Annotated in this window: 22 protein-coding genes, 5 tRNA genes and 1 riboswitch; of the genes, 5 read left to right on the top strand and 22 right to left on the bottom strand. The window is 61.7% G+C overall.

Features of this window, described 5'->3' with window-relative positions:
* Positions 1 to 103 precede the first annotated feature (103 nt).
* The 5 genes from lon to LOY37_RS08995 all read right to left on the bottom strand — a co-directional run bounded on the left by lon (position 104) and on the right by LOY37_RS08995 (position 6661).
* Positions 104 to 2500 (bottom strand): endopeptidase La, encoded by a 2397-nt coding sequence (gene lon / locus LOY37_RS09015; RefSeq protein ID WP_045202125.1) that lies wholly within the window; start codon positions 2498 to 2500, stop codon positions 104 to 106.
* A 151-nt stretch (positions 2501 to 2651) separates the two neighbouring features.
* Positions 2652 to 3935: an ATP-dependent Clp protease ATP-binding subunit ClpX gene (gene clpX / locus LOY37_RS09010; RefSeq protein WP_010224368.1), complete on the bottom strand. Its 1284-nt coding sequence runs from the start codon at positions 3933 to 3935 to the stop codon at positions 2652 to 2654.
* Positions 3936 to 4043: 108 nt separating this feature from the next.
* Complete coding sequence (clpP, locus tag LOY37_RS09005) at positions 4044 to 4685, bottom strand: ATP-dependent Clp endopeptidase proteolytic subunit ClpP (RefSeq protein ID WP_010224369.1); 642 nt, start codon at positions 4683 to 4685, stop codon at positions 4044 to 4046.
* 91 nt (positions 4686 to 4776) lie between these two features.
* Positions 4777 to 6090 carry a trigger factor gene (gene tig, locus LOY37_RS09000; RefSeq protein WP_045202127.1) on the bottom strand — a complete coding sequence of 438 codons (1314 nt, stop codon included), beginning with the start codon at positions 6088 to 6090 and terminating at the stop codon, positions 4777 to 4779.
* A 271-nt stretch (positions 6091 to 6361) separates the two neighbouring features.
* A complete protein-coding gene (locus LOY37_RS08995; RefSeq protein ID WP_195883451.1) occupies positions 6362 to 6661 on the bottom strand; it encodes a DUF6388 family protein in 300 nt (99 codons plus the stop codon).
* A 263-nt stretch (positions 6662 to 6924) separates the two neighbouring features.
* Here LOY37_RS08995 and LOY37_RS08990 point away from each other — a divergent pair, with 263 nt between their 5' ends.
* From LOY37_RS08990 to LOY37_RS08980, 3 genes are all read left to right on the top strand, one after another.
* Positions 6925 to 7338 carry a hypothetical protein gene (locus LOY37_RS08990; protein ID WP_052676584.1) on the top strand — a complete coding sequence of 138 codons (414 nt, stop codon included), beginning with the start codon at positions 6925 to 6927 and terminating at the stop codon, positions 7336 to 7338.
* 72 nt (positions 7339 to 7410) lie between these two features.
* Positions 7411 to 7926: a sigma-70 family RNA polymerase sigma factor gene (locus LOY37_RS08985; protein WP_258610185.1), complete on the top strand. Its 516-nt coding sequence runs from the start codon at positions 7411 to 7413 to the stop codon at positions 7924 to 7926.
* Positions 7923 to 8882: a FecR domain-containing protein gene (locus LOY37_RS08980; protein ID WP_258716670.1), complete on the top strand. Its 960-nt coding sequence runs from the start codon at positions 7923 to 7925 to the stop codon at positions 8880 to 8882. Before LOY37_RS08985 ends, LOY37_RS08980 begins: the two co-directional genes overlap by 4 nt.
* A 7-nt stretch (positions 8883 to 8889) precedes the next feature.
* Here the strand turns inward: LOY37_RS08980 and LOY37_RS08975 are convergent, their stop codons facing one another.
* From LOY37_RS08975 to LOY37_RS08925, 11 genes are all read right to left on the bottom strand, one after another.
* The gene (locus LOY37_RS08975) at positions 8890 to 9657 is read right to left on the bottom strand and encodes an ATP-binding cassette domain-containing protein (protein WP_258716669.1); all 768 of its coding nucleotides are present in this window, start codon (positions 9655 to 9657) and stop codon (positions 8890 to 8892) included.
* 1 nt (position 9658) lies between these two features.
* A complete protein-coding gene (locus LOY37_RS08970) occupies positions 9659 to 10669 on the bottom strand; it encodes an iron ABC transporter permease (protein ID WP_258716668.1) in 1011 nt (336 codons plus the stop codon).
* On the bottom strand, positions 10666 to 11496 hold the full coding sequence (locus tag LOY37_RS08965; protein ID WP_213601977.1) for a hemin ABC transporter substrate-binding protein: 831 nt from the start codon (positions 11494 to 11496) through the stop codon (positions 10666 to 10668). The genes LOY37_RS08970 and LOY37_RS08965 overlap by 4 nt, the downstream gene beginning before the upstream one ends.
* A complete protein-coding gene (locus tag LOY37_RS08960) occupies positions 11493 to 12413 on the bottom strand; it encodes a ChuX/HutX family heme-like substrate-binding protein (protein WP_258716667.1) in 921 nt (306 codons plus the stop codon). The genes LOY37_RS08965 and LOY37_RS08960 overlap by 4 nt, the downstream gene beginning before the upstream one ends.
* A gap of 24 nt (positions 12414 to 12437) precedes the next feature.
* Complete coding sequence (locus LOY37_RS08955) at positions 12438 to 13358, bottom strand: ChaN family lipoprotein (RefSeq protein WP_258716666.1); 921 nt, start codon at positions 13356 to 13358, stop codon at positions 12438 to 12440.
* 11 nt (positions 13359 to 13369) lie between these two features.
* Positions 13370 to 15781: a TonB-dependent receptor gene (locus LOY37_RS08950; RefSeq protein WP_093385278.1), complete on the bottom strand. Its 2412-nt coding sequence runs from the start codon at positions 15779 to 15781 to the stop codon at positions 13370 to 13372.
* A gap of 210 nt (positions 15782 to 15991) precedes the next feature.
* Positions 15992 to 16076 (bottom strand) — tRNA-Leu (locus LOY37_RS08945).
* 53 nt (positions 16077 to 16129) lie between these two features.
* Positions 16130 to 16205 (bottom strand) — tRNA-His (locus tag LOY37_RS08940).
* Between the two features lie 83 nt (positions 16206 to 16288).
* A tRNA-Leu gene (locus LOY37_RS08935) sits at positions 16289 to 16373 on the bottom strand.
* 53 nt (positions 16374 to 16426) lie between these two features.
* Positions 16427 to 16502 (bottom strand) — tRNA-His (locus tag LOY37_RS08930).
* Positions 16503 to 16543: 41 nt separating this feature from the next.
* A tRNA-Arg gene (locus LOY37_RS08925) sits at positions 16544 to 16620 on the bottom strand.
* 285 nt (positions 16621 to 16905) lie between these two features.
* Here LOY37_RS08925 and folD point away from each other — a divergent pair.
* On the top strand, positions 16906 to 17760 hold the full coding sequence (gene folD, locus LOY37_RS08920; RefSeq protein ID WP_093385281.1) for a bifunctional methylenetetrahydrofolate dehydrogenase/methenyltetrahydrofolate cyclohydrolase FolD: 855 nt from the start codon (positions 16906 to 16908) through the stop codon (positions 17758 to 17760).
* Positions 17761 to 17821: 61 nt separating this feature from the next.
* Here the strand turns inward: folD and LOY37_RS08915 are convergent, their stop codons facing one another.
* The 6 genes from LOY37_RS08915 to LOY37_RS08890 are packed head-to-tail and all read right to left on the bottom strand — an operon-like array spanning position 17822 to position 23756.
* Complete coding sequence (locus LOY37_RS08915) at positions 17822 to 19561, bottom strand: ABC transporter substrate-binding protein (protein ID WP_045202144.1); 1740 nt, start codon at positions 19559 to 19561, stop codon at positions 17822 to 17824.
* Positions 19562 to 19611: 50 nt separating this feature from the next.
* Positions 19612 to 19884, bottom strand: coding sequence for a DUF2160 domain-containing protein (locus tag LOY37_RS08910; protein WP_045202145.1), 273 nt, complete (start codon positions 19882 to 19884; stop codon positions 19612 to 19614).
* Positions 19885 to 19894: 10 nt separating this feature from the next.
* On the bottom strand, positions 19895 to 20695 hold the full coding sequence (locus tag LOY37_RS08905) for a carbohydrate ABC transporter permease (RefSeq protein ID WP_045202146.1): 801 nt from the start codon (positions 20693 to 20695) through the stop codon (positions 19895 to 19897).
* A gap of 9 nt (positions 20696 to 20704) precedes the next feature.
* Positions 20705 to 21568 carry a carbohydrate ABC transporter permease gene (locus LOY37_RS08900; protein ID WP_258716665.1) on the bottom strand — a complete coding sequence of 288 codons (864 nt, stop codon included), beginning with the start codon at positions 21566 to 21568 and terminating at the stop codon, positions 20705 to 20707.
* Positions 21565 to 22662, bottom strand: coding sequence for an ABC transporter ATP-binding protein (locus LOY37_RS08895; RefSeq protein WP_258716664.1), 1098 nt, complete (start codon positions 22660 to 22662; stop codon positions 21565 to 21567). The genes LOY37_RS08900 and LOY37_RS08895 overlap by 4 nt, the downstream gene beginning before the upstream one ends.
* The gene (locus LOY37_RS08890) at positions 22662 to 23756 is read right to left on the bottom strand and encodes an ABC transporter ATP-binding protein (RefSeq protein WP_258716663.1); all 1095 of its coding nucleotides are present in this window, start codon (positions 23754 to 23756) and stop codon (positions 22662 to 22664) included. The genes LOY37_RS08895 and LOY37_RS08890 overlap by 1 nt, the downstream gene beginning before the upstream one ends.
* Before the next feature lie 244 nt (positions 23757 to 24000).
* On the opposite strand from LOY37_RS08890, the gene LOY37_RS08885 reads away from it, so the two are divergent.
* On the top strand, positions 24001 to 25809 hold the full coding sequence (locus LOY37_RS08885) for a sigma-54-dependent Fis family transcriptional regulator (protein WP_258716662.1): 1809 nt from the start codon (positions 24001 to 24003) through the stop codon (positions 25807 to 25809).
* Between the two features lie 5 nt (positions 25810 to 25814).
* Positions 25815 to 26019, top strand: a riboswitch (cobalamin riboswitch).
* Positions 26020 to 26118 lie beyond the last annotated feature (99 nt).

The following is a 26118-nucleotide window of genomic DNA, read 5'->3' as shown; positions in this document are numbered from 1 at the left end:
ATGAAAAGCTAAACGAGCGCTGGGTGGCCTGTTGACACTTAAGTGCCGCTTTATAACAAGGGCCTGAAAATACTGTCAAGAAAGCCCCCCAGCCAAATACGTACTAATGTGTGCTGATTCTTTCCTTGGAATCGCTGTCGCGCTTTTCATCCTTGGCGACAATCTCCGGAGCCACATCGGGCAAGGGCTCCGGGGCGTATTGCAGCGCAATTTGGAGGACTTCGTCAATCCATTTGACCGGTTTAATCTGCAGATCCTGCTTAATATTCTCAGGAATTTCCTTCAGATCACGCACATTCTCTTCCGGAATGATCACCGTCTTGATTCCACCCCGGTGAGCGGCCAGCAGTTTTTCCTTCAAACCACCGATTGCCAGCACCTGACCACGCAAGGTGATCTCGCCGGTCATGGCCACATCGGCACGCACCGGGATCTGGGTCAGGGCCGAAACCAGGGCGGTGCACATGCCGATACCGGCACTTGGACCATCCTTGGGCGTGGCGCCTTCGGGCATGTGGATGTGGGTATCGCGCTTCTCGTGGAAGTCGGCAGGAATCCCCAGGCTGCGGGCCCGGCTGCGCACCACGGTTTGCGCGGCAGTGATGGACTCGACCATGACGTCACCGAGCGAGCCGGTCTTGATCAGCTGACCCTTGCCCGGAATCACTGCAGCTTCAATGGTCAGCAGTTCGCCGCCCACCTGGGTCCAGGCAAGGCCGGTGACCTGGCCAACCTGATCCTGCTGCTCGGCCAGGCCGTAGCGGTACTTGCGCACGCCCAGGTAGTGCTCGAGCTGCTCGCCAGTAACCTTCACCGCCACCTGCTTGAGGCCGGCGTGCTCCTTGACCACCTTGCGGCAGATTTTCGCGATCTGGCGCTCCAGGCCCCGCACGCCGGCTTCGCGGGTGTAGTAGCGGATGATGTCGCGGATCGCCGAGACGTCGATCTCCAGCTCGCCCTTTTTCAGGCCGTTGGCCTTGATCTGCTTGGGCGACAGGTACTTGACCGCGATGTTGATCTTCTCGTCCTCGGTGTAACCCGGCAGGCGGATGACTTCCATCCGGTCCAGCAAGGCTGGCGGGATGTTCATCGAGTTCGAGGTGCAGAGGAACATCACGTCCGAGAGGTCGTAGTCGACCTCCAGGTAGTGATCGTTGAAGTTATGGTTCTGCTCGGGGTCGAGCACTTCCAGCAACGCCGAAGCCGGATCGCCGCGCATGTCGCTGCCCATCTTGTCGATTTCGTCGAGCAGGAACAGCGGGTTGCGTACGCCAACCTTGGTCATTTTCTGAATCAGACGACCGGGCATCGAACCGATATAGGTACGGCGGTGACCGCGAATCTCGGCCTCGTCGCGCACACCACCGAGGGCCATGCGTACGAACTTGCGGTTGGTGGCACTGGCGATCGACTCGGCCAGCGAGGTTTTACCCACGCCAGGCGGCCCGACCAGGCACAGTACCGGACCACGGATCTTTTTTACCCGTTTTTGCACTGCGAGGTACTCAAGGATACGCTCCTTGACCTCCTCCAGGCCGTAATGGTCGGCGTCGAGAATTTCCTCGGCCTTGGCCAGGTCCAGACGCACCTTGCTCTGCGCCTTCCACGGCACCTGCACCAGCCAGTCGAGGTACGAGCGCACCACGGTGGCTTCGGCCGACATCGGCGACATCTGCTTGAGCTTGTTCAGCTCGGCCTGGGCCTTGGCGTAGGCGTCCTTCGGCAGGCCGGCAGCGTCGAGACGCTTTTTCAGCTCCTCGACTTCGTTGTGACCTTCTTCGCTGTCGCCGAGCTCTTTCTGAATGGCCTTCATCTGCTCATTCAGGTAGTACTCGCGCTGGCTGCGCTCCATCTGTTTCTTGACCCGGCCACGGATACGCTTTTCGACCTGCAGCAGGTCGATTTCGGCATCCAGCAGCGCCAGCACGTGTTCGACACGAGCCGACAGGTCGAGGATCTCGAGGATTTCCTGCTTCTGCTCGATCTTCAGCGCCATGTGCGCTGCCATGGTGTCGACCAGGCGCCCGGGCTCATCGATGCTGTTGAGCGACGACAGGACTTCAGCCGGGACTTTCTTGCCCAGCTGAACATATTGTTCAAATTGTGACAGCAAGCTGCGGACGAAGACTTCAGACTCGCGCTCGGCAGCCTGGGATTCGTCGATCAGCGAAACTTCGGCACGAATGTGGCCGTCGACTTCGTTGAAACGCTCGACCGCACCGCGCTGTTCGCCTTCGACCAGCACCTTGACGGTGCCATCGGGCAGTTTCAGCAGTTGCAGGACGGTGGCAATGGTACCGACGCGGTACAGGGCGTCTTCGCCTGGATCGTCGTCAGCGGGGTTCTTCTGGGCCAGCAGGAGAATCTGCTTCTCGCCCGTCATCGCGGCCTCAAGGGCCTCGATGGACTTCTCGCGCCCCACGAACAGTGGGATGACCATGTGCGGATAGACGACGACATCGCGCAATGGCAAGAGAGGCAAGTCGAGGGTGGTCTTCATGATTTCGCCTCTACAGCGGCCTTATGGCCGGAAACCGATGGATTTTGAGCGTGGAGTTAATGTGGGGGCAGGCCCGCAAAAAAACAAGCTCTGCGACAGGAAAAGCAAAGGGGCCCGAAGGCCCCTTGCTTGAATCGAGCCGCGTGGCGACTCAGACGTCGGGTGCAGCCTTGGCTTGCGGCTCGCTGTTCTCGTAGATCAACAGCGGCTGCGAAGAGCCATCGATGACGCTCTCGTCGATCACCACCTTGCTGACATCCTTCTGCGAAGGAATCTCGTACATGGTGTCGAGCAGGATGCCTTCGAGGATCGAACGCAGGCCACGGGCCCCGGTCTTGCGCTCCAGGGCCTTGCGGGCCACGGATTTGAGCGCATCACTGCGGAACTCCAGGTCCACGCCTTCCATTTCGAACAGCTTGGCATACTGCTTGGTCAGGGCGTTCTTCGGCTCGGTCAGAATCTGCATCAAGGCAGCTTCGTCGAGCTCGTCGAGGGTCGCCAGAACCGGCAGACGACCGACGAACTCCGGGATCAGACCGAACTTGACCAGATCGTCAGGCTCGACTTCACGCAGCGACTCGCCAACCTTCTTGCCTTCCTGCTTGCTGCGTACTTCGGCACCAAAGCCGATGCCGCCGCGGGTGGAACGCGCCTGGATGACCTTTTCGAGGCCCGAGAACGCACCGCCACAGATAAACAGGATGTTACGCGTATCGACCTGCAGGAATTCCTGCTGCGGGTGCTTGCGGCCACCTTGCGGCGGTACAGAAGCGACCGTGCCTTCGATCAGCTTGAGCAGCGCCTGCTGCACGCCCTCGCCCGAAACGTCGCGGGTGATGGACGGGTTGTCCGACTTGCGCGAGATCTTGTCGATTTCGTCGATGTAGACAATGCCCATCTGGGCCTTTTCCACGTCGTAGTCGCACTTCTGCAGCAGTTTTTGAATGATGTTCTCGACGTCCTCACCCACGTAACCGGCTTCGGTCAGGGTGGTGGCATCGGCGATGGTGAACGGTACATTCAACAGACGCGCGAGGGTTTCGGCGAGCAGGGTCTTACCCGAGCCCGTCGGACCGATCAGCAGGATGTTACTCTTGCCGAGCTCGACGTCGTCGTTCTTCTTGTCACGTTGATTCAGGCGCTTGTAGTGGTTGTACACCGCTACCGCCAGTACCTTTTTCGCACGCTCCTGACCAATGACGTACTGGTCCAGGATGGTGCTGATTTCTTTCGGCGAAGGCAGTTTATGCGCGCTGCTCTCGGCCTGGGCTTCCTGCACCTCCTCACGGATGATGTCGTTGCACAGGTCGACGCACTCGTCGCAGATAAATACCGAGGGGCCGGCAATCAACTTGCGCACTTCGTGCTGGCTTTTGCCGCAGAAGGAGCAATAGAGCAATTTGCCGTTGTCCTCGCCGTTACGGGTGTCAGTCATTCGATCGATCCAATCCGGTAGGCTTGCAACACAAGATGAAGGCAATTGCGGGCTTTTTCAAGTCCGCAGGTAGGCGCAATGCGCGCCCGCCTGCTCTGGCACCCGGATTCAGGAGGCCAGTTGCCGCTTGTCGTAGACCGAGTCGATCAGGCCGTATTCGGCTGCGCGCTCGGCGCTCATGAAATTGTCGCGCTCAGTATCGCGCTTGATGGTCTCCAGGTCCTGACCTGTGTGGTAGGCCAGCAGCTCGTTCAGACGCGACTTGATGGAGAGGATTTCCTTGGCGTGGATCTCGATATCCGTGGCCTGGCCCTGGAAACCGCCCAGTGGCTGGTGAATCATCACCCGCGAGTTCGGCAGGCAGTGACGCTTGCCCTTGGCACCTGCGGCCAGCAGGAAGGCGCCCATGCTGCAGGCCTGGCCGATGCAGATGGTCGAGACGTCCGGCTTGATGAACTGCATGGTGTCGTAGATCGACATGCCGGCAGTCACCGAACCGCCCGGCGAGTTGATGTAGAGATGGATATCCTTGTCCGGGTTTTCCGCTTCAAGGAACAGCATCTGCGCCGCTACCAGGTTGGCCATGTAGTCCTCTACCGGGCCGACCAGGAAGATCACCCGCTCCTTGAGAAGGCGCGAGTAGATGTCATAGGCGCGTTCGCCACGAGCGGATTGCTCGATAACCATCGGGACCAGGCCGCCTGCGGCCTGGATGTCAGAGCTCTGCTGATAATAAGAATTGCGGGACATGTCCTGCACTCACTCCCAAATAGTCATGTCTTGAATACGCACAAGCCAGCTCGAAGGCTGGCTTGTGGTGTTTTCCTACGAAGCTGGCGTATTACTCAGCGGCGGCAGGTGCCTGGGCTGGTTTTACGGCTTCTTCGTACGAGACCGATTTGTCGGTCACAGTCGCTTTCTGCAGAACAGTATCCACAACTTGTTCTTCCAGCACAACCGAACGGACTTCGTTCAGTTGCTGGTCGTTCTTGTAGTACCAAGCGACGACCTGCTCAGGCTCCTGGTAAGCCGAAGCCATTTCCTGGATCATTTCGCGAACGCGGTCTTCGTCCGGCTTCAGTTCGTTCTGCTTGACCACTTCGGCGACGATCAGGCCCAGCACGACGCGGCGCTTGGCTTGCTCTTCGAACAGCTCGGCCGGCAGTTGCTCAGGCTTGATGTTGCCACCGAACTGCTGAACGGCTTGAACGCGCAGGCGGTTCACTTCGTTTTCCAGCAGGGCTTTCGGGACTTCGATCGGGTTGGCAGCCAGCAGGCCGTCCATTACCTGGTTCTTGACCTTGGTCTTGATCGCCTGACGCAGTTCACGCTCCATGTTCTTGCGAACTTCGGTGCGGAAACCTTCCAGGGTTGCTTCCTTGATACCGAACTGGGCGAAGAACTCTTCGGTCAGCTCAGGCAGCTTTGGCTCGGCAACGCTGTTGACGGTAACGGTGAACTCGGCCGCTTTGCCAGCCAGGTCCAGGTTCTGATAGTCCTCGGGGAAGGTCAGGTTCAGAACGCGCTCTTCACCGGCCTTGGCGCCGACCAGGCCTTCTTCGAAGCCCGGGATCATGCGACCGGAACCCAGTACCAGCTGGGTGCCCTTGGCCGAACCGCCAGCGAACACTTCACCGTCGACCTTGCCGACGAAATCGATGTTCAGCTGGTCTTCGTTCTGGGCAGCGCGGTCAGCGGCTTCGAAACGCACGTTCTGCTTGCGCAGCACTTCGAGCATGTTGTCCAGGTCGGCGTCAGCCACTTCGGCGCTCAGGCGCTCAACGGCGATCGAGTCGAAACCGGCAACGGTGAACTCAGGGAATACTTCGAAAATGGCGACGTATTCGAGATCTTTGCCCTTTTCGAACGATTTTGGCTCGACGGCAGGGGCGCCAGCCGGGTTCAGCTTCTGCTCGACCACGGCTTCGTAGAAGGAAGCCTGGACCAGGTCGCCGAAGGCTTCCTGACGGGCGGCGTCTTCGTAGCGCTGACGGATCACGCTCATCGGCACTTTGCCAGGACGGAAGCCTGGGACCTTGGCGCGACGGGCAGTCTGTTGCAGACGCTTGTTGACTTCGGTCTCGACGCGCTCGGCCGGAACGGCGATGGTCATGCGGCGCTCGAGAGCAGAAGTATTTTCAACAGAAACTTGCATGGATATTCCTCGTTGCACAGACGTTAGCCGGCGATACCCGACTCCAGAATCAAGGGCAAGCATTCTAGTGGCTCAAAGACCAGAAGTCACCCCGTTCAGGACGACGGGAAAGTACGCCGGTCCATTTAATTCAAAGACCCTGGCAAAAACCTTGCCCAAGGCCGCTCAACACACGCAGCCCCTGGCCTGGACGTCACTGCTGAAGCCATGATGATCCAGCCCCTGGGCTGCATAAAATCTTGTCAAAACACTACAAATCCGAGTTGCAGCGTTACGAATCCTGTTCGATTTCGTTGAACTCGCAATACTCTTCCCACGCCATCCCCAGCGCCTCGGCAACCTCGCGATGCACCTCAAGGCGCAGGGCCGCAAGCTCCTCGTCGGACTCGGCAATCAGTTGCAAGGTCAGCTCCCAGGGTTCGACCCCCTGCTCCTGCGCGGCATCCTCGAAGGCCCAGAGGACCTGCTGAGCCTGCTCGTGCTCGCTGAGCCCGGCAATTTCCTCACGCATCTGCGGGTTGGCGTCCAGATAGCGCTGCAAGGCTACAGCCTGACGTTCCGGTGAAATCATGGTGTTTTTCCTTTTCGCAACCGGACCCCCGACTGCTGTTTCAACCGGCTGAAATTTATCAGCTTTTCGTCGATTGTCACCAGGCCGTCAAAACATGCATGAATAATCCACCCCGATTGTCGGAAATTTCATGAACAATGGGGGGTGGGCCGTTGTCTAGGAATGGCTTGCCCACTAAGCTAGCAACGTGCCACATCGTTAATACGATTCATTATCGCTTGGCACCTCCTGCAAAATCACAGCGCCAATGCAAGGAAGTACCCGTGCTGATCAAACTCATCTCTGGCTGTTGCCTGGCACTTTGCTGTTCCCTCGTCAGCGCTACAGTGCTGCAAACCTCCTTCGATCAAGACGCCCGCTACTCGATCGTGAGCGTGTCGGGTGATCCTTCCCAGCGCACTGTAATCACCCAGCGTGTCGGCATCAGCGGGACCAGCTACAGTGCCCGCCAGTTCGATTGCAGCGCACGCACAGTACGCTTCATGGGCTCGGGAGCTTCGCTGGAGGACCTTCAGGACGCCGAGGCCGACAACGAGCTCACTCCGATCTTCAAAGGCTCACTGTCCAGAGCCATCAGCCAGGTAGTCTGCGACGAAAGCGTGCAAGCAGGCACTGCGGCAGCTGGGCCGCCCGGCAAATCCGCTCACGGCCAGCCGGTGACCAGCATTTCTCAATAACAATAATTATCAATTGATAATCATTCTCGCTATAATGGGCGTCCGTTCCGCTTTACGCCGGCCACGCACCCGATGGACACCCGCCCCGCTACACCTGGACTGAATACGTGCCTGAGCACCCTGTACAACGACCATCACAATTGGCTGCACCGATGGCTACGCAATCGTATCGGCTGCCCGGAACATGCCGCCGACATTGCCCACGATACCTTCCTGAGCATCCTCGGCTCCAAAGACCTGTTCAGGATCCGCGAACCCCGCTCGTTTCTCTCGACTGTGGCGCGGCGACTGATGGCCAATGTCTATCGCCGCCGCCTGGTCGAGCAGGCGTACCTGGAAACACTGGCCAGCCTGCCTGAAGCAGTTGAACCGTCACCCGAAGTCCGGGTGCTGGCACTTGAAGCCCTGACCCTGCTCGATCGCATGCTAGACGCCCTGCCGGCCAAGGTCCGCGAAGCCTTCTTACTGTCGCACCTGCAGGGCCTGAAGATCGCCGAAATCGCCGAACGCCTGCAGGTCAGCAGCCGCTCGGTAAAGCTGTACCTGGTGCGGGCCAACCAGCATTGCTTTTTTGCTGACCTGCCATGACCCCCTCCCCCTTTAACCCGCGTACTACTCGCGAAGCCGCACAGTGGCTCACCGAAACCATGGAAGGCGCACTCAGCCCCGAGCAGCAGCGGGCGCTTGAGCAGTGGCGCGCCGCCCATCCGGACAACGAACGTGCCTGGCTGCACATCGAGGCCCTGCGTCGACGCATGGCCGGGCTGGAGCCACATGCCGGCTACCAGAGCCTTTCCCGGGGCAGCCAGGGCCGCAGTCGCCGGCAAGCGCTCAAGGCACTGGCGATGCTCGGCCTGTTCGGCTGCGCCGGGCAACTGGCCTATCGCAACGTCTGGCAGTCGGGCCCGGAACTGACCTACCGCAATGGCGCCAGCGCCCCACAGCACATCGAGCTGGAAGACGGCAGCCAATTGACCCTCGACGCAAGTACCGAAATCGCCGTGCTGTTCGACAGCCGCCAGCGGCGCGTGCAATTGCTCGCCGGGCGCCTGTTGATCCGCAGTGGCCACCCCTCGAACGCCAATCAACGCCCGTTAAGCGTTTACACCGTACATGGCCAGGTACGGGCATTGGGGACGCGTTTTAGTGTCGAGCTGCAAGAGCCAGCCACGCAGGTCGAGCTGTTCGACGGTGCAGTCGAGGTGCGGGCGCGGCAATCACCCGCCAACCCCCTGCGCCTGGCTCCCGGGCAGCGCGCGCGCTTCACCCCGACCCGCATCGAACCGGCCACCGGCACCTCGGCCGAACCGGCCTGGAGCAAGGGCTTGCTGGTGGCCGACAACATGCGCCTGGATGCCTTTGTCGAGCAACTCAGCCGCTACCGGCCTGGCCTGTTGCGCTGCAGCGACGAGATCGCTGCGTTGCGTATCTCCGGCGTTTATCCGCTGGCCGACACCGATGCGGTGCTCGACGCCCTGCCCCTGTCATTGTCCGTGCAGGTGCTGCGGCGCTCACGCTACTGGGTTACGTTGAGTCAGCGCTAGACGCCACTTACGGCGCCAGCTCAATGCTCACCTGGTGGTGTTTACCCGCCATTACCCGTACCTGCGCACCAAACACCTGGGCAATGCGCTGCTCGCTGAGCACCTGGGCCGGCGCGCCGCTGGCGCAAAGCCGGCCGCCTTCGAGCAGCCAAAGGCGGTCGCAGTAGCGCGCAGCCAGGTTCAGGTCGTGTAACACACAGACCACGGCAATACGCGGCGAACGGGTCAGCGTGCGCAACACCCGCATGAGGTTCTGCTGCTGGCCGATATCCAGGGCGCTGGTGGGTTCGTCCAGCAACAGCAGGCAGCCGCGACCATCGTCCCAGGCGTCAGTCAGCGGGCTGATTGCCAATTGGTTCATGGCCCGGGCAATGGTTACCCGCTGCAGCTCGCCGCCAGACAGCGACAACACTCCCCGGCCAAGCAAGTGACGGACATCCAGCGCATCGATAATGCCCGGGCACGGCTCGCCAGGGTGCTGCTGACCGAGACGAATGAATTCTTCGACCCGCCAATCGAAAGCACTGTCCATCTGCTGCGTCACCAGCGCGCGCCGGCGCGCCAGTTGCCCGGGCAAATAAGCGGGCAACGCTCGACCGAGCAACTCGATCTGCCCGCCCGCCGGTTGCAGGTAACCGGATATCAACGACAACAGCGTGCTTTTGCCCGCGCCATTGGGGCCGATCAACCCAAGAAGCTCACCTGCCCGTACCCGCTCGCTGAACGGCGCCAGGGCAAAAGGACGCTCCAGGCTGACATTGATCAGTTCAAGCATGTCAAAACTCCCGCACCTTGCGACCGAGTAACAACCAGAGAAAATACGGCCCACCAATAATGCTGGTGACCAGGCCGACGGGAATTTCTGCCGGGCTGGTAAGACTGCGTGCCAGGGTATCGGCGACCAGCAACAGGATCGCGCCGCAGAGCATCGACGCAGGAATCAGCAAACGGTGGCCGGGGCCGAAATACAGGCGCAGGCAATGCGGCACCAGCAGGCCGATAAACCCGATGATGCCGCTCAGCGCCACGCACAGGCCCACGCCCAGCGACGAAGCCAGCACCACACGGTTTTTCAGCCGGTCGCCATCCAGCCCGGCGGCGTGTGCAGACACCTCGCCCAGCTGAAACAAGTCCAGATCGCCCGCACAGCGCGCCAGCACCCACAAGCTCAGGGGCAAGACCAGGGCGGCCACCGATACGCTCGACCACTCGGCGCTGCTCAGGCTGCCCATGCCCCACAAGCTCAGCTGGCGCAACTGCTCTTCGCTGGCGACAAAGGTGAGGATGCCGCCCAGGGCACCGGTCAGGGTGTTGATGACCAAGCCGGCCAGCAACAAGGTGATGGTCGACTCGCGCCCTTTGTAGCCGCGGCCAATACGAAAAATCACCAGGGTCACCAGCAACGCGCCAATAAAGCCTGCGAAAAACTGCCCATAAAGCTCCAACCCGGCAAAGCGGCCATTGAACAGTACGACCCAGATCGACACCGCCAGCCCGGCGCCGCTGGCCTGGCCGAGCAGGGTCGGGTCGGCCAGCGGGTTGCGAAACAGGCCTTGCATCGCCGTGCCGCCCACCGCCAGGGTCGAGCCCACCAGCACTGCCAGCAGCAGACGCGGCAGGCGCACTTCGCTCCAGACCTGCCACTCCAGGGCGGTGGGCAGATCACCGAACACAATCCGTGGCGACAAGCCGATACTACCGACCAGCGAACACACCACCAGCAGGGCGCACAGCCCTGCCAGCATCAGCATCAGTATCGACAGCGAGACGCTGCTTGCGCGCCTCATGGAAACAGCGCTCCTGCGTCCTGGCGTAGCTGCAGCATGGCCTGCACCGTGCGCGGCCCGAGGTTGAGCAGCGCCTGGTCATCGACCTGCACCAAGCGCCGATGCTGTCCGGCCGGGGTATGGGCCAGGCCGCCCAGTTTCCACAGGTTGTCTTCACCCCCAAGTGCCGCCAGCCCGGCGCGGCTGACGATGACGAAATCCGGCGCCAGCGACACCATGGCTTCAGCCGCCACTTGCTTGTAGGCATTGAAGGTCGCGCAGTTTTCGATCCCCGCCTGCGCCAGTGCCGCCTGAGCTTCGGTGCCTTGCCCCATGATCAGCGGCGTCATGCCGGCATGATTGAAAATGAACAGCGCCTTCGGTCCTTTGAGCGCCGGCGTCTTGGCCAACTGCCCAGCCAACTGGCGCTGCTCATCAAGCAAGGGTTGCGCCTGCGCCTGTAGGTTCATGGCCGCCGCCACCTGCTCGATCTTTGCCGGGATATCGCCGACACCCTTGCCGCGGGCAATGCTCAGCACTTCAAGCCCCAGGCCGCTCAACTGGCGCAGCACGATAGCCGGGCGGGCAGCATCGCTGATCAGCAGCCGTTGCGGCTTGAGCGCCAGCACCCCTTCTGCCGAGAGCTGGCGCATGTACCCCACCGACGGCAGGTTGGCGATGGCCTGCGCAAAGCGACTGGAATCATCGCGCCCGACCAGGCGCGAAGTACCGCCCAGGCGCTCGACAATTTCCGCCAGATCATTGCCAATCACCAAGGTGTCAGCGGTTTCGGCCTGCACGGTCATGACCGCACAGGCCGCCAGCACGCCAAGCAGCAAAGCCTTCATCGCGCCGCCTCCAGGGCATCCAGCCACTCACGCCAGGCCGGTTGTTCAGGCTGCCCCGCCGGACGACGAGCAAAGACCTGGACAATCAGACGCTGCTCGGCATCAAAAAACTCGAGGCTGGTGACGCCGCCGACCTGGTTCGGTTTGTAAACCCGCCAGATCTGCGCATCCGGCGCATCGGCGACCCTGAAGCAGGTAGCCGCCGCCTGGTCACTGGCGGGCATGTCGAACAGCAGCTCGGCGCCCGACTCGCTCACACCCGTCAGCCGGCCGGTAAAGATCTGCACGCTACCGGCGCTGTAGACGAACAGCATCAGCTCCAGCGCGCTGGCGGCCAGCTCACGGAACATAGCCACCGGGCTGGTCTGCGAAAGTTGCCGGGCAAAATCCGGGGCCACCAGGGCGTTACCTTCGTAACGGGTCAGGCCGTGGCGCTTGAGCAGGGCAAAGTGCTCATGGACATTGGCCATCGCCGCCCATTCCTCAACAAGGCCGGGCACCTGCAGATCACGCTTGCTGAACGAAGGCGGCTCGCTGAAAACTGCCGGCTTGTCGATGCACTGCTCATACAGTCCTGCCCAGCCGGCCATCGACGACTGCTCGGTCGAGGCCAGGCGCAGCAGCACTTTGCCGTGGCGATCGAAGACACTCAGGCGGTAGCCACCGGCATCATGAGCCATGCCGATCCAGTACCAGGCACGCAGATTCAAGCGCAGGTCCAGGCCGTCCTCGCCAATCACCAGCCCCGCTTCGCTGATATCGTCGGATTGCGGATAACGCCCCAGTTGTTCGATCACGGCATGGTTAGCCGGCGTACACGTGCACACCAGGCCCAGGCTATGCAGCTGTGCGGCTACCTCCACGGCGGGCAGGTCCAGGCACAGCGGGTTGAATCCGCTTTCAGTCAGTTCAGTCATGGCTAATTCCTTGTAATGAAGGCTTCAATGGGCGGGCTGGTCGCAACCACCCGCGTCGGTAACCAGGGCGGCGCCCTCGGCATCCGCGCTCGGCAGCATCCAGACGTAGTCGGCGTCGCTGGCGCTCAGGCGATGATCCTGCTCAGCGATCACCAGTACTTTCAGCCCCGGGTCGCTCGCCCCTTGCCCCAGGTATTGCGGGGCGCCCAGGCTTTTGAGCGTGTGCAGCACACCCGCCAATAGCAGTCGCGGCGCCTGGGCGTTATCGAGCACCTGCGCCATGCGCTGATCGCGGGCGTGCTGGATCGCCAGCATTGCATTCATGCGCGCGGCATCGATCTGCCCGCAGTGCATCTGCTTGATCTGCTGGCGTTGGCGGGCGGCGATGGCGGGCGACGGGAACAGACCGTCGGGGTTGGCTGTCGCTGTTGCCATCAGACGCTTGCGCTCGGCGCCCGACAGGTTGCCGGCCAGCAGTGCCGCTGGCGCCGGCATCAGCGCTGCCATCAGCGTGCCGTATTGCTCCCAGCTCCAGCGCGGGTCCCAATGGATGATCTGTTGCAGGCGCTGGCTACGCACCTGGTTGCCCTGGCCCAGCCAGGCCTGGACTTCGGCGACCGGGCGCTGCTGGTCGCTGCCGAGCATCTCCAGAACCACCGCCCCCTGGGGCCGGCGCTTGGCCAGGTGGGTCGCCAGCCATTGCTCGATCAGATGATGGGCGAAGTTGTCGTGCACTTCGCCGACCATCACCGTGTGCGCTGGCGCCAGCTCATCAAGCAGTTGCGTCGGCGAAACCTGCTTGCCACTGCCCAACTCGATGATCGCGCCCCATTCGGGAATATGGCTTTCGACCCGGGTGTAGGCGCTGTCGGCCACCGGCGCATTGACGCTGGCGCAACCGACGAGCAGCGCCAGCCCTGCCCCTATAAAGGAAGACTTGAACATGAAGGGTCCTGTCAGTATTCGAGGGTGAAGCCGAACGAGGTGGTGCGGCCACGGCCGTTGCCCTGGTCCATCACCGCCGACATCAGGTAGTCCACCGAGGCGCTGTTGTTGTAGACCTTGTTGCCGACGTTCTCGACGTTGAAGAACAGGCTCAGGTTGTCCTGCACCCGGTAGCTGCCGTACAGGTCCCAGATCACCCCGGTGGAGTTGGATTTTTTCGTCTCGTACCAGTCCCAGCTGGTTTCCGACGGGCCGGCGTACTCGCCACGGGCGCCCAGCACCAGGCGTTCGTCAAACCAGCGGGTGCCAAGGTCGAGGGTCCAGAACCGGTCCGGCTGACTGTTGATGTCTTCCAGCTCGATGCCGGAGGTGGTCGGCGACTTGGTCGTGGCCTTGGTCCACGACAGATTGGCGTAGAAGAAGCCGGCGTCGTAGCGCCCTTCCAGCTCATAGCCGCTCATGCGCACTTCTTCCGGCCAGTTGACCCAGTTCATCTTCGCCGACTCTTCGCCGTCGTCATCAAGGATGTCGAACGACTGCGGGGTGATGTAGCCATCGATCTTGCTGATAAAGCGGTTGATCTTCAGTTGCCCGTAGTCGTCGTTGCTGAACAGCCCGGCGCGGCTGAAATTGACCCCGAACTCGTAGTTGGTCGAACGTTCCTGACGCAGGAACGGGTTGGCGCCAACACCATCGGCGTCGCTGGCATCGGCCTCGAGCGGCACTTTTTCGAAGAACATTTCCTGCACCCGCGGCGCCCGCGAGGTGCGCGACCAGCTGCTGTAGAGCTGCATCCAGTCATAAGGCTTGACTGCAAAGCCCACCCGCGGGTTGAAGCTGTGTTCACGCCGGGTGATATCCACGTCACCGCCATCGATGCCGCGGCACTGGCCAATGATCGAGCACTTGGGCACATGGCCGCTGACCTTGTAGCCGTCATAGTGGCCGGCCAGGGTCAGGGCATAGATGTCGTAGTTGAATTCCAGAGTGCTGAACAGGCTATGGGTAGCCTGCTTGCCTTCGGGGTTGGCGCCGCGTTTCTCCGGGGTCTGGGCAACGAAGTCGTCGGTGTAGTAACGCGCGCCATTGCTCCAGCTCGCCTCCACCGGCCCGAGGTTGAAACGACTGACGTTAGTCAGGTCAAAGCCGTGGGCGTCGTCGCGGGTTTTGCGGCCAATGTAGTGGGACTCTTCTACCGGCGGGTACTCAAGCTCGGTCTTGTTCTGGTAGGCATTGACCGTGAGGTTCACCCATTCGCTGTAGGGCGTGTAGGCGTACTTGGCGCGATAGGTCTCGTTGTCCAGTTGCCAGGGGTAGTTGTGATAGAACTCGTTGCGGTACTTCACCCCGCTCAGGTCAAGGCGATGCATGTCGTTGGGCTGCAGGCGCAGCTTGAGCAAGCCGGAGCGTGGGTTCTGCTTGGTGGTGTCGTATTCGTTGGACTGGCCGTTGGTGGTCTTGTACTCGCCGGTCTGGGTGCTGCTCACCGCGGCGACCAGACCGTAGACACCCTCGACATCTTCCGGACGGGTGCGGGCACCGGCGGCAAACATGCGGGTGTTGCCGTAGCCGTTGTTACCGGTGCGATAAGTCGTGCGCAGGCCTACACGGTGGTCTGGCTTGACGATGTCATCGATATCGAAGGTACGAAAGTTCGCCGAGCCGCCCAGGGTGTTGGCACCTTCGGCGCCGTCCACCGAACCACGCTGTACATCGACCCCGGCCAGCAGGTTGGCGTCGACAAAGGCCATCGGCCCACCCGAGCCGTGGCCGGCATTATTGCGAAAGGTCTGGGTGACGCCATCGATCATGGTGTTGACCCGGCCCAGGCCGGCCAGGCCACGAATGTTCACCGACACCCCCGGCTGGCTGCGCGAGTGCAAGGTGTAAGTACCGGGTATCGAGCGCACCACACTGTTGAGGTCCTGGCGCTCGGCATGCACTTCCCGGCTGCTCTGGATTGCCCCGGGCCGCTCGGCCAGGGCGCCGACCATGGTCGGGCCGACTTCAAGCGCGCTGTCGCTGCGTTCGTGCATGCGCAGCACGTAGGTATGATCCTTGAGCCGCTCAACCCACAGGCCAGTGCCCATCAGCAGCAGGTCGAAAGCCTCCTTGAGGGTGTACTCGCCGCTCAGGCCCTGGGTGCTGCGGTTCTCGCTGAGTTGCGGATCGAAGGTGAGGATCACCCCGGTAGCGGTGGCCAACTGGTTCAAGGCCGGCGCCAACTGCCCTGGCGCAATTTCATAATGCTTGCGCAGCGGCGCCTGCTGGGTCGCGCCTCTTTCAGCGGCATTGGCCAACGACCAGGCGTTGCTGCCGCCCGCCAAAGCCAGTGCGGTCAGCGCACTGCAGGCAATCTTGCGTGCAGCGTTTTTGTTGTTTGGCTGCAGCCGCTGAACGGCGGCCGGCTGTGTGCTCTTCACGAGGCGCTCCCTTGCAGATTGAAATGATCTTGTAGGAGAGGTCACGCGAGGGAAGCAAAAAGGGAAATGAAAATCAGTTCCATCTGAAACTATTTTCTATTTGACCGGAAACCAGCAGGCAGGAGTCAAACCCCGGAAACGAAAAAAGCCGCACAAGGCGGCTTTTTCGAGGCTTTCTCGCGCTTCAGTGAAGGGCGGTGAAAGCTTGGATGGTGCGGACGAAGAGACTCGAACTCTTACAGCTTGCGCCGCTGGAACCTAAATCCAGTGTGTCTACCAATTTCACCACGTCCGCATGAAGCGTTTAAAACAAAGGCGCCGGATTTTCATCGGGCGCCTTTGGGAATATGGGGTGGACGATGGGAATCGAACCCACGACCACAGGAATCACAATCCTGCGCTCTACCAACTGAGCTACGTCCACCATATTGCATGTGCCGCTTTGCACCTGTCAAAGCTGCTTTTGAAACATTCACGCGCTTCAGCGAAGGGCGGTGAAACGTTGGATGGTGCGGACGAAGAGACTCGAACTCTTACAGCTTGCGCCGCTGGAACCTAAATCCAGTGTGTCTACCAATTTCACCACGTCCGCATGACGCTTTTAAAGCAAAGGCGCCAGACTTTCATCAGGCGCCTTTTGGAATATGGGGTGGACGATGGGAATCGAACCCACGACCACAGGAATCACAATCCTGCGCTCTACCAACTGAGCTACGTCCACCATATTGCAGTTACCGCTTTACTTGTGCCAAAGCTGCCGATTGGCGCACCCGGCAGGACTCGAACCTGCGACCATCCGCTTAGAAGGCGGATGCTCTATCCAGCTGAGCTACGGGCGCATATTTAATCTGCTTTCTGTGACGATTACAAATTAACTTTTAGCCGTACCGAACAAGCTAAAAAATCTGCTCATTCTGCCTGACCTTGCTAACCAGTGCTAGGCTCTGCCCGACAAGTGCGACGAATCTTATAGACGAGTGGAAAGGTCGTCAACAGTTTTCTAAAAAAAATTCATTTTATTTAAGGGCTTAGGGCAATTGCCAGACCAAGCGCCTTTGCCCTCGGGCCCCTTCATGCGAGAATGCGCGCTCTTTTTATTCCCTCTCGATGGTTAATCACGCGTCATGACTGCACACCTTATCGACGGCAAGGCGATCGCCGCCAGCCTGCGCCAGCAGATCGCCCAACGTGTCGTGGAGCGTCGCCAGCAAGGCCTGCGTACGCCTGGCCTGGCGGTGATCCTGGTCGGCACCGACCCCGCTTCTCAAGTCTATGTCTCGCACAAACGCAAGGATTGCGAAGAGGTCGGCTTCAACTCCCAGGCCTTCGACCTGCCCAGCGATACCACGCAGCAAGCCCTGACCGAGCTGATCGATCGCCTCAATGACGACCCGAACATCGACGGCATCCTCCTGCAACTGCCATTGCCGGCGCACCTGGATGCCTCGCTGCTGCTCGAGCGCATTCGCCCCGACAAGGACGTCGATGGTTTCCATCCGTATAACGTCGGCCGCCTGGCCCAGCGTATCCCGCTGCTGCGCCCGTGCACGCCAAAAGGCATCATGGCCCTGCTCGAAAGCACCGGTCAGGATCTGTACGGCATGAACGCGGTGGTCGTTGGCGCCTCCAACATCGTTGGCCGGCCGATGGCCATGGAACTGCTGCTGGCCGGTTGCACCGTGACCGTCACCCACCGCTTCACCAAGGATCTGGCCGGCCACGTCGGCCGCGCTGACCTGGTGGTAGTGGCTGCCGGCAAGCCGGGCCTGGTCAAGGGTGAGTGGATCAAGGAAGGCGCGATCGTCATCGACGTCGGCATCAACCGTCAGGAAGATGGCAAGCTGGTGGGCGATGTGGTCTACGAGACCGCCCTGCCCCGCGCCGGCTGGATCACCCCGGTACCGGGTGGCGTCGGGCCGATGACCCGCGCCTGCCTGCTGGAAAACACCCTGTATGCGGCCGAAGAGCTGCATAAGTAAGTGCTGATGGCGGGATGAAAAACGGCACCTGTGAAGGTGCCGTTTTTTTGTGCCTGTGTGGTTACTTGCGCGCAGCCTCCCAGGATTTGAGCAGCTCGCTGTAGCTCACGGTCTCGCCCTGGGGCTTCTCGTTGGCCAGTTTCGGCTTCGGCGCACCGGGCTGATCAAACCAGTACTGGGCATCTTTCTCGGGATTGAGCTTCGGCGCACAGGTGGCCTGGGCCTTGGAACGCTCCAGACGAGCAAGGATCGCGTCCTGATCCTTGGCCAGGCCGTCGAGCGCCTGTTGCGGGGTTTTCTCGCCACTGGCCGCCTCGGCAATGTGGCTCCACCACAGCTGAGCCAGGCGCGGGTAATCCGGCACGTTGGTGCCGGTCGGGGTCCATTGCACCCGCGCCGGGCTGCGGTAGAACTCCACCAGGCCGCCGAGCTTGGGCGCAAGGTCAGTCATGGCCTGGGAGTTGATATCAGACTCGCGGATCGGCGTCAGGCCGACGATGGTCTTTTTCAGCGAGACGGTCTTGGAGGTGACGAACTGGGCGTACAGCCAGGCCGCCAGGCGTTGCTTCTCCGGGGTCGACTTGAGGAAGGTCCAGGAGCCGGCGTCCTGATAACCCAGCTTCATGCCCTCCTCCCAGTACGGCCCCTTGGGCGACGGCGCCATGCGCCACTTCGGCGTGCCGTCGGCGTTCATCACCGGCAGGCCCGGCTTGGTCATGTCGGCGGTAAAGGCTGTGTACCAGAAGATCTGCTGGGCGATATTGCCCTGGGACGGCACCGGCCCGGACTCGGAGAAGGTCATGCCCTGGGCCTCGGGCGGCGCATAGGCGCGCATCCAGTCGACATATTTTTGCGTGGCATACACCGCCGCCGGGCCGTTGGTATCGCCGCCACGGGTGACACTGGAGCCGACCGGGTGGCAGTCCTCGACGCGAATCCCCCATTCGTCCACCGGCAGGCCATTGGGCAAGCCCTTGTCGCCGCCGCCGGCCATGGAGAACCAGGCGTCGGTGAAGCGCCAGCCCAGTGACGGGTCTTTCTTGCCGTAGTCCATGTGCCCGTAGACACGCTTGCCGTCGATTTCCTTGACGTCCTCGCTGAAAAACTTGGCGATGTCTTCATAGGCCGACCAGTTCACCGGCACGCCCAGTTCGTAGCCGTACTTTTCCTTGAACTTGGCCTTGAGGTCGGGGCGGTCGAACCAGTCGGCGCGAAACCAGTAGAGGTTGGCGAACTGCTGGTCGGGCAGCTGGTAAACCTTGCCGTCCGGCGCGGTGGTGAAGGAGATGCCGATAAAGTCCTTGAGGTCCAGGGTTGGCGAGGTGTAGTCCTTGCCTTCATTGGCCATCAGGTCAGTGATCGACTCAGTCTTGCCGTAGCGAAAATGGGTACCGATCAAGTCGGAATCATTGACCCAGCCGTCGTAGATGTTCTTGTCCGACTGCATCTGCGTCTGCAGTTTTTCTACCACGTCACCTTCTTGCAGCAGGTCGTGGGTCAGCTTGATCCCGGTGATCTCGCTGAAGGCCTTGGCCAGCACCTTGGACTCGTATTCATGGGTGGCGATGGTTTCCGACACCACGTTGATCTTCATCCCGCGAAACGGCTCGGAAGCCTTGATGAACCACTTCAACTCTTCGAGCTGCTGCTCGGGAGTCAGGGTCGAAGGCTTGAACTCGCTGCCGATCCATTTTTTCGCGGCATCTTCGTAGGCATCGGCCCAGGCGCTGGCGTGAAAGCTGCCCAGCACCAGCAGGGCTGCCAGGGTCAAATGTCGCCGGTTCTTGTTGTTGTCGAACATTGTGATCTCCCGATTGAGTATTTTCACCCAGGCGCGCCGATTGCCCTCGGCTACCCCCAGCGCATCACCACCAACAGCCAGGCCAGGGACAGCAGCGAGGCCACCCACAGGTTCCAGTCGCTGAGCCCGATTACCAGCAAATGCAGGTAAGCGCTGCCCAGCAAAGCAATGAACAGCCGGTCGCCACGGGTGGTGGCAATCGGCAGAAAGCCGCGACGCTCGACGCATGGCCGGCGCAGCTCGTACACCGTCATGCCCAGCAGCAACAGGCCGATCGCGGCGAAGAAGATCGCCGTCGGCAGGGTCCAGGCCATCCAGTCCATAGCGCGCTCCTCAGACCCGGCCCAGGGCAAAGCCCTTGGCCACATGGTTGCGGACAAACCAGATCACCAGCATGCCCGGCAGAATGGTCAATACCCCGGCGGCGGCCAGCACGCCCCAGTCGATCCCCGAGGCCGACACCGTGCGGGTCATTACCGCGGCAATCGGCTTGGCGTTCACCGAGGTCAGGGTGCGCGCCAGCAGCAATTCGACCCAGGAAAACATGAAGCAGAAAAACGCCGTGACGCCGATGCCGGAGCCAATCAGCGGGACGAAGATCTTCACGAAGAACCGCGGGAAGCTATAGCCATCGATGTAGGCGGTTTCGTCGATCTCCTTGGGCACCCCGGACATGAAGCCTTCGAGAATCCACACCGCCAACGGCACGTTGAACAGGCAGTGGGCCAGGGCCACGGCAATGTGCGTATCGAACAGGCCAATGGAGGAATACAGCTGGAAGAATGGCAGCAGGAACACCGCCGGCGGTGCCATGCGGTTGGTCAGCAGCCAGAAGAATAGGTGCTTGTCGCCCAGAAACCGGTAGCGCGAAAAGGCATAGGCGGCCGGCAAGGCCACGCTCAGCGAGATCACTGTGTTCAGGCACACGTAGTACAGCGAGTTGATGTAGCCGCTGTACCAACTGGGGTCGGTGAAGATCACCCGGTAGTTGTCGAAGGTGAAGTTCTGCGGCCACAGGGTCAGGCCGCCGAGGATCTCGGTGTTGCTCTTGAACGACATGTTCAGCAGCCAGTAGATCGGCACCAGCAGGAACAGAATGTACAGCAGCAGCGCCAGCGTCTTGCGCAGGTTCATGGGCGGCCCCTACTGTTTGTCGGCGTGGGTCATGGCGGTATAGAACAGCCACGACACCAGCAGGATGATCAGGAAGTACACCAGCGAGAACGCCGCCGCCGGACCCAGGTCGAACTGCCCCACGGCCATCTGCGTCAGGGTCTGGCTGAGGAAAGTGGTGGCATTGCCAGGCCCGCCACCGGTGAGCACGAACGGCTCGGTGTAGATCATGAAGCTGTCCATGAAGCGCAGCATCACCGCGATCAACAGCACGTTCTTCATCTTCGGCAACTGGATATGCCGGAACACTGCCCAGGCCGAAGCGCGGTCGATGCGCGCCGCCTGGTAATAGACATCGGGGATTGCGCGCAAGCCGGAGTAACACAGCAGCGCCACCAGCGAGGTCCAGTGCCAGACGTCCATCACCAGCACCGTGACCCAGGCGTCCATGGTGTTGGCGGCGTAGTTGTAGCTGATGCCCAGCTGGTTGAGCGAAGCGCCCAGCAGGCCGATGTCGGCGCGGCCGAAAATCTGCCAGATGGTGCCGACCACGTTCCACGGGATCAGCAGCGGAATGGCCATGACGATCAGGCACAGCGACGACCAACGGCCCTGGGTCGGCATGGTCAGGGCGATGGCGATGCCCAGGGGGATTTCGATCAGCAGCACGCAGGCCGAATAGATGAACTGGCGCAACAGCGAGTCGTGCAGGCGCGGATCCTGCAGCACCTGGCGGTACCAGTCGGCGCCGACGAAGTAGCGACTGGACTGGTCGAAAATGTCCTGCACCGAGTAGTTGACCACGGTCATCATCGGCACCACAGCGCTGAACGCCACCAGCAGGAACACCGGCAGCACCAGCCACCAGGCCTTGTTGTTGGGCACTTTGTTCATGGCCGGGCCTCCAGCAGTACGTCATCGGCATAGAGCATCAGCCACTGCGCCGGAAAACTGATCCAGGCCTGGCCCTCGGGCAGCGTGCGGTCCTCGCCCAGGCGCACTTTGAGCGGCACGCCTTGAAGGTCGAGGCTGAGAATCTTGTAGGTACCCAGGTCTTCGACATCCACCACCCGGGCGCTGAAGCCTTCGTCGAACGGCGCGTCCCAGACCTGGATGAACTCCGGGCGGATGCCCACTTGCAGGCGCACGGCACTGGTCGCAGCCAGGCGCGCCTGCAACTCCAGCGGCAACGCCAGGTGAATGCCGGCGAAGCCGACGCCACCAGGCTGCACCTGCACCGGGATCAGGTTCATCCCCGGGCTGCCGATGAAATAGCCGACGAAGGTATGGCGCGGACGCTCGAACAACTCGCGCGGGGTGCCGAACTGGACGATCTGGCCGCCATACATCACCGCGATCTTGTCGGCGAAGGTCGAGGCTTCGAGCTGATCGTGGGTGACGTAGATCATGGTGATATTGAACTGCTCGTGGATCTGCTTGAGCTTGCGCCGCAGCTTCCACTTAAGGTGCGGGTCGATCACCGTCAGCGGCTCGTCAAAGAGGATCGCCGAGACGTCGTCGCGCACCAGCCCACGGCCCATGGAGACCTTCTGCTTTTCATCGGCGCTAAGGTTGCGGGCTTTTTTCTTCAGCAGGCTGCCGAGGTCGAGCACCTCGGCGATCTCGGCCACCTTGCTGGCTATGCGCGCTTCATCCAGGCCCTGGTTGCGCAGCGGGAAGGCCAGGTTGTCGAACACCGTCATGGTGTCGTAGACCACCGGAAACTGAAACACCTGGGCGATGTTGCGCGCCTGTGGCGACAGTTCGTTGACCACCTTGCCATCGAACAGTACCTGGCCGTGGGACGGGCTGAGCAACCCGGAAATGATATTGAGCAAGGTCGACTTGCCGCACCCCGACGGGCCGAGCAAGGCGTAGGCGCCGCCCTGCTCCCAGACATGTTCAAGCTCACGCAAGGCATAGTCGTCCGCACCCTGGGGGGCACGGCTGTAACTATGGGCCAGCTGCTGCAGACGAATTTCGGCCATCAGGCGACCCTCGTTTCACGCAGGCCCGGGGCCTGCACCAGTTGCCCGGCGGGGTCGAAGACGAACAGCTTGTGGGTGGGGATGAACACCCGGATCGGCGCATCGACGTGGTACTCGTGCACCCCTGGCAAGTGCAGGACCAGGCGAAAGTGCTCGTTGCGCACATGCAGGAAGGTTTCCGAGCCGCTGATTTCCGCCAGCTCCACCAGCACCGCCAGCTCCAGGTCATCGTCGTTGGACGGCACCAGGCTGATATGGCTCGGACGCACGCCGAAGCGGTAGTCGCCATCGCCGATGCGGCGCAGGTCGGCGTTCATGGCGAAATGCACAGCACCGGCAAAACTCACTTCGTTGCCGTTGATACGCCCGGGCATCAGGTTGATCGGCGGTTCGGAAAACAGCTCGGCGGCCAGCACCGTGCGTGGCTGGTGGTAAACCTGAGCAGTGGGCCCGCTCTGGACGATGCGCCCTTCATGGAGGATGGTGGTGGTGCCGCCCAGGGCCAGGGCCTCGTTGGGTTCGGTGGTGGCGTACACGGCAATGCAGTGGCGCGCGGCGAACAGCTCGCGCATCTCCTGGCGCAGCTCTTCGCGCAGCTTGTAGTCAAGGTTCACCAGCGGCTCGTCGAAGAGGATCAGTTCGGCATCCTTGACCAGTGCCCGGGCCATGGCCGTGCGTTGCTGCTGGCCACCGGAAAGCTCCAGCGGCAAGCGCTGCAGATACGGTTCGATACGCAGCATCTGCGCGGTCTGCTGGACCTTCTCGCGGATCAGCGCTTCGCCCATGTGCGCCTGGCGCAAGGGCGAGGCGATGTTCTCGAACACACTCAAGGTCGGATAATTGATGAACTGCTGATAGACCATCGACACGTTGCGCTGGCGCACCGGCCGGCCGGTGACATCCTCGCCATTCATCAGCACCCGGCCGCGGTCTGGCCGATCAAGCCCGGCCATCAGGCGCATAAGGCTGGTCTTGCCGGCCAGGGTGCGGCCGAGCAGCACATTGAACGAGCCGGGTTCGAAGCGCAGGCAGGCATCGTCGATGCACAGCTGGTTATCCACGGTACGGCTGACATGCTCAAGGGTGAGCGACATGGCGCGGCCTTCTTGTTGTTAGCGGACAGGCGCCTGCTATAGAGCGAGATTCATGCCAGCGCCGGCCAAGCCGTTGTCGGCAAAGGACTTTCAGCAGATTGTGGCTTTGCCAAGGTTCACTCCTGAACACAAATGAACAACCTTCACTGCACGGTTGAACAGCCGCGGCATTGACAATGAACAGGACTGAACAACACTGGATCACACAAAAACAACAACACTGCCGCCGGCAGAGGACGGGCCCATGGCCGCATCCAGCAGCGCCCATGCGCAACTGATCCAGGCGTCCTGGCAGCGCTGCCGCGCCTACGGCCTGGACCACCAGTCGCAACCGCAGTTCGGCGACGCATCTGCTGTGCAGGTCAGCGAGCTGCTCGAACGCCAGCACTCGCTGCTGGGCACCACTCGCGACGAGGTGCTGCCGCAGTACGCGCACCTGCTGGGTAACTCCAGCTACCTGATCATGCTCAGCGACGATCACGGCCAGTTGCTCGACGCCTGGGGCACGCGGCGCTTTATCGACCCGCGCCAGCGCCACGGCTTTGTCGCCGGTGCCTGCTGGCGCGAGCAAGGGGTGGGCACCAACGCCATCGGCACAGCCCTGGCCACCGGCGAAGCGGTGCATGTCAGCCAGGACGAACACTTCCTCAAGCTCAACCGCTTCATGGCCAGCGCCGCCGCGCCGCTGTTCGATGCCGAGCGCCAGCTGATCGGCGTGCTCGATGTGTCCAGCGACAGCTACCTGCCGACGGCGCAAACTCAGGGCCTGGTACGGATGATGAGCCAGAGCCTGGAGAACCGCCTGATCCTGGCGCGTTTTGCCGGGCACTACCAACAGCTGAGCTTCAACACCGGGGCCAACAACCTCGACAGCCAATGGGCCGGGCTGCTGGTGTTCGATGACCAGGGCCGGGTGCTGGCGGCCAACCGTCGGGCTGACAGTCTGCTTGGGCAGAACCCACTGCAACTGAACCTGGAGCAGTTGTTCCGCACGCCGCTGGCGCAACTGTTGGCCCACCGGGCTGACCAGCCATTTGCGCTGCAGGTGGCCGGGCGCAACCGCTTCCATTGCTTGCTGCATGCCCCCACAGCATCACCCGCAGCAGCGCTCAACCGCCCGCAACCAAGCTGCGATCCGCGTATCGACAAGGCCCTGCGCCAGGCCGGGTTGCTGCTGGAAAAAGACATCCCGCTGTTGATCGAGGGCGAAACCGGCGCCGGCAAGGAGGTCTTTGTCACCGCCCTGCACCGCGCCAGTAGCCGCGCCACGCAGCCATTGATTGCGGTGAACTGCGCGGCGATTCCGGCCGAGCTGGTCGAGTCGGAGCTGTTCGGCTACGAGAAAGGCGCGTTCACCGGCGCCCACCACAAGGGCAACATCGGCCTGATCCGCAAGGCCGACCATGGCATTTTGTTTCTCGACGAAATCGGCGACATGCCGCTGCCCACCCAGGCACGCCTGCTGCGCTTTCTGCAAACCCGCAGCATCCAGCCACTGGGCAGCGGCGAACCGACGCCGGTGGATATCCGCGTGGTCTCGGCGACCAACCACAACCTCGCCGAACAGGTGCGCCTGGGTCATTTTCGCCAGGACCTGTACTACCGCATCGCCGGCCTGAGCCTGATGCTGCCACCGCTGCGCGAACGCAGCGACCGCCTGGCCCTGATCGAACAGCTCCACCAGCAGTACCGCGAACCGGGGGCACCGACGCAATTGCCCGGCAAAGTGCTGGAACTGCTGCTTCAGCATCCCTGGCCGGGCAACCTGCGACAACTGGCCAGCGTGCTGCAGGTGGCCTTGGCGTTGGCCGGCGAACGGCCGATTGCCGTGGAGCACCTGCCCGACAGTTTCTTTGCCGACCTGCCTGAGACCAAGCCCGCCGCGCCAGTGCTGGCCACGCCGGCAAACACTGACGATCTCGGCCAGCGCCTGCGTGCCCTCAATGGCAATATCTCGGCCCTGGCCCGGGCCCTCGGCATCAGCCGCACCACCCTGTACAAGCGCCTGCACACCCAGGGCCATGCCGGCGCAGTTGACGAACGCCTGGGCTGATGGTCAGATGCCTGCCAGTTTCAGGTGCCTGCCGCCGCCGTGCGTCAGGTGAAACGGGAAGCCGGTGCGTCGTTATCGACCAGTCCGGCGCTGCCCCCGCAACGGTAAGCGAGTGAAGCATTCAACACGCCACTGTGCCCACAGGCACGGGAAGGCGAATGACTTTACGCCTCGCAAGCCCGGAGACCGGCCTGAAGCCCCACGACTGCATGCAGTCAATTAGGCAAACCTGCGGAGGGCGGGCACGAGCCGGCTGCCTGGCGCGTGTTGGCCGGGGCCCTCCTGTGCGCTTCGCGAATATTTTTCGAG

The sequence above is a fragment of the Pseudomonas sp. B21-012 genome (assembly GCF_024749305.1).
Classification (GTDB): Bacteria; Pseudomonadota; Gammaproteobacteria; order Pseudomonadales; family Pseudomonadaceae; genus Aquipseudomonas.
This window is presented reverse-complemented; position numbering and strand designations above follow the sequence as displayed.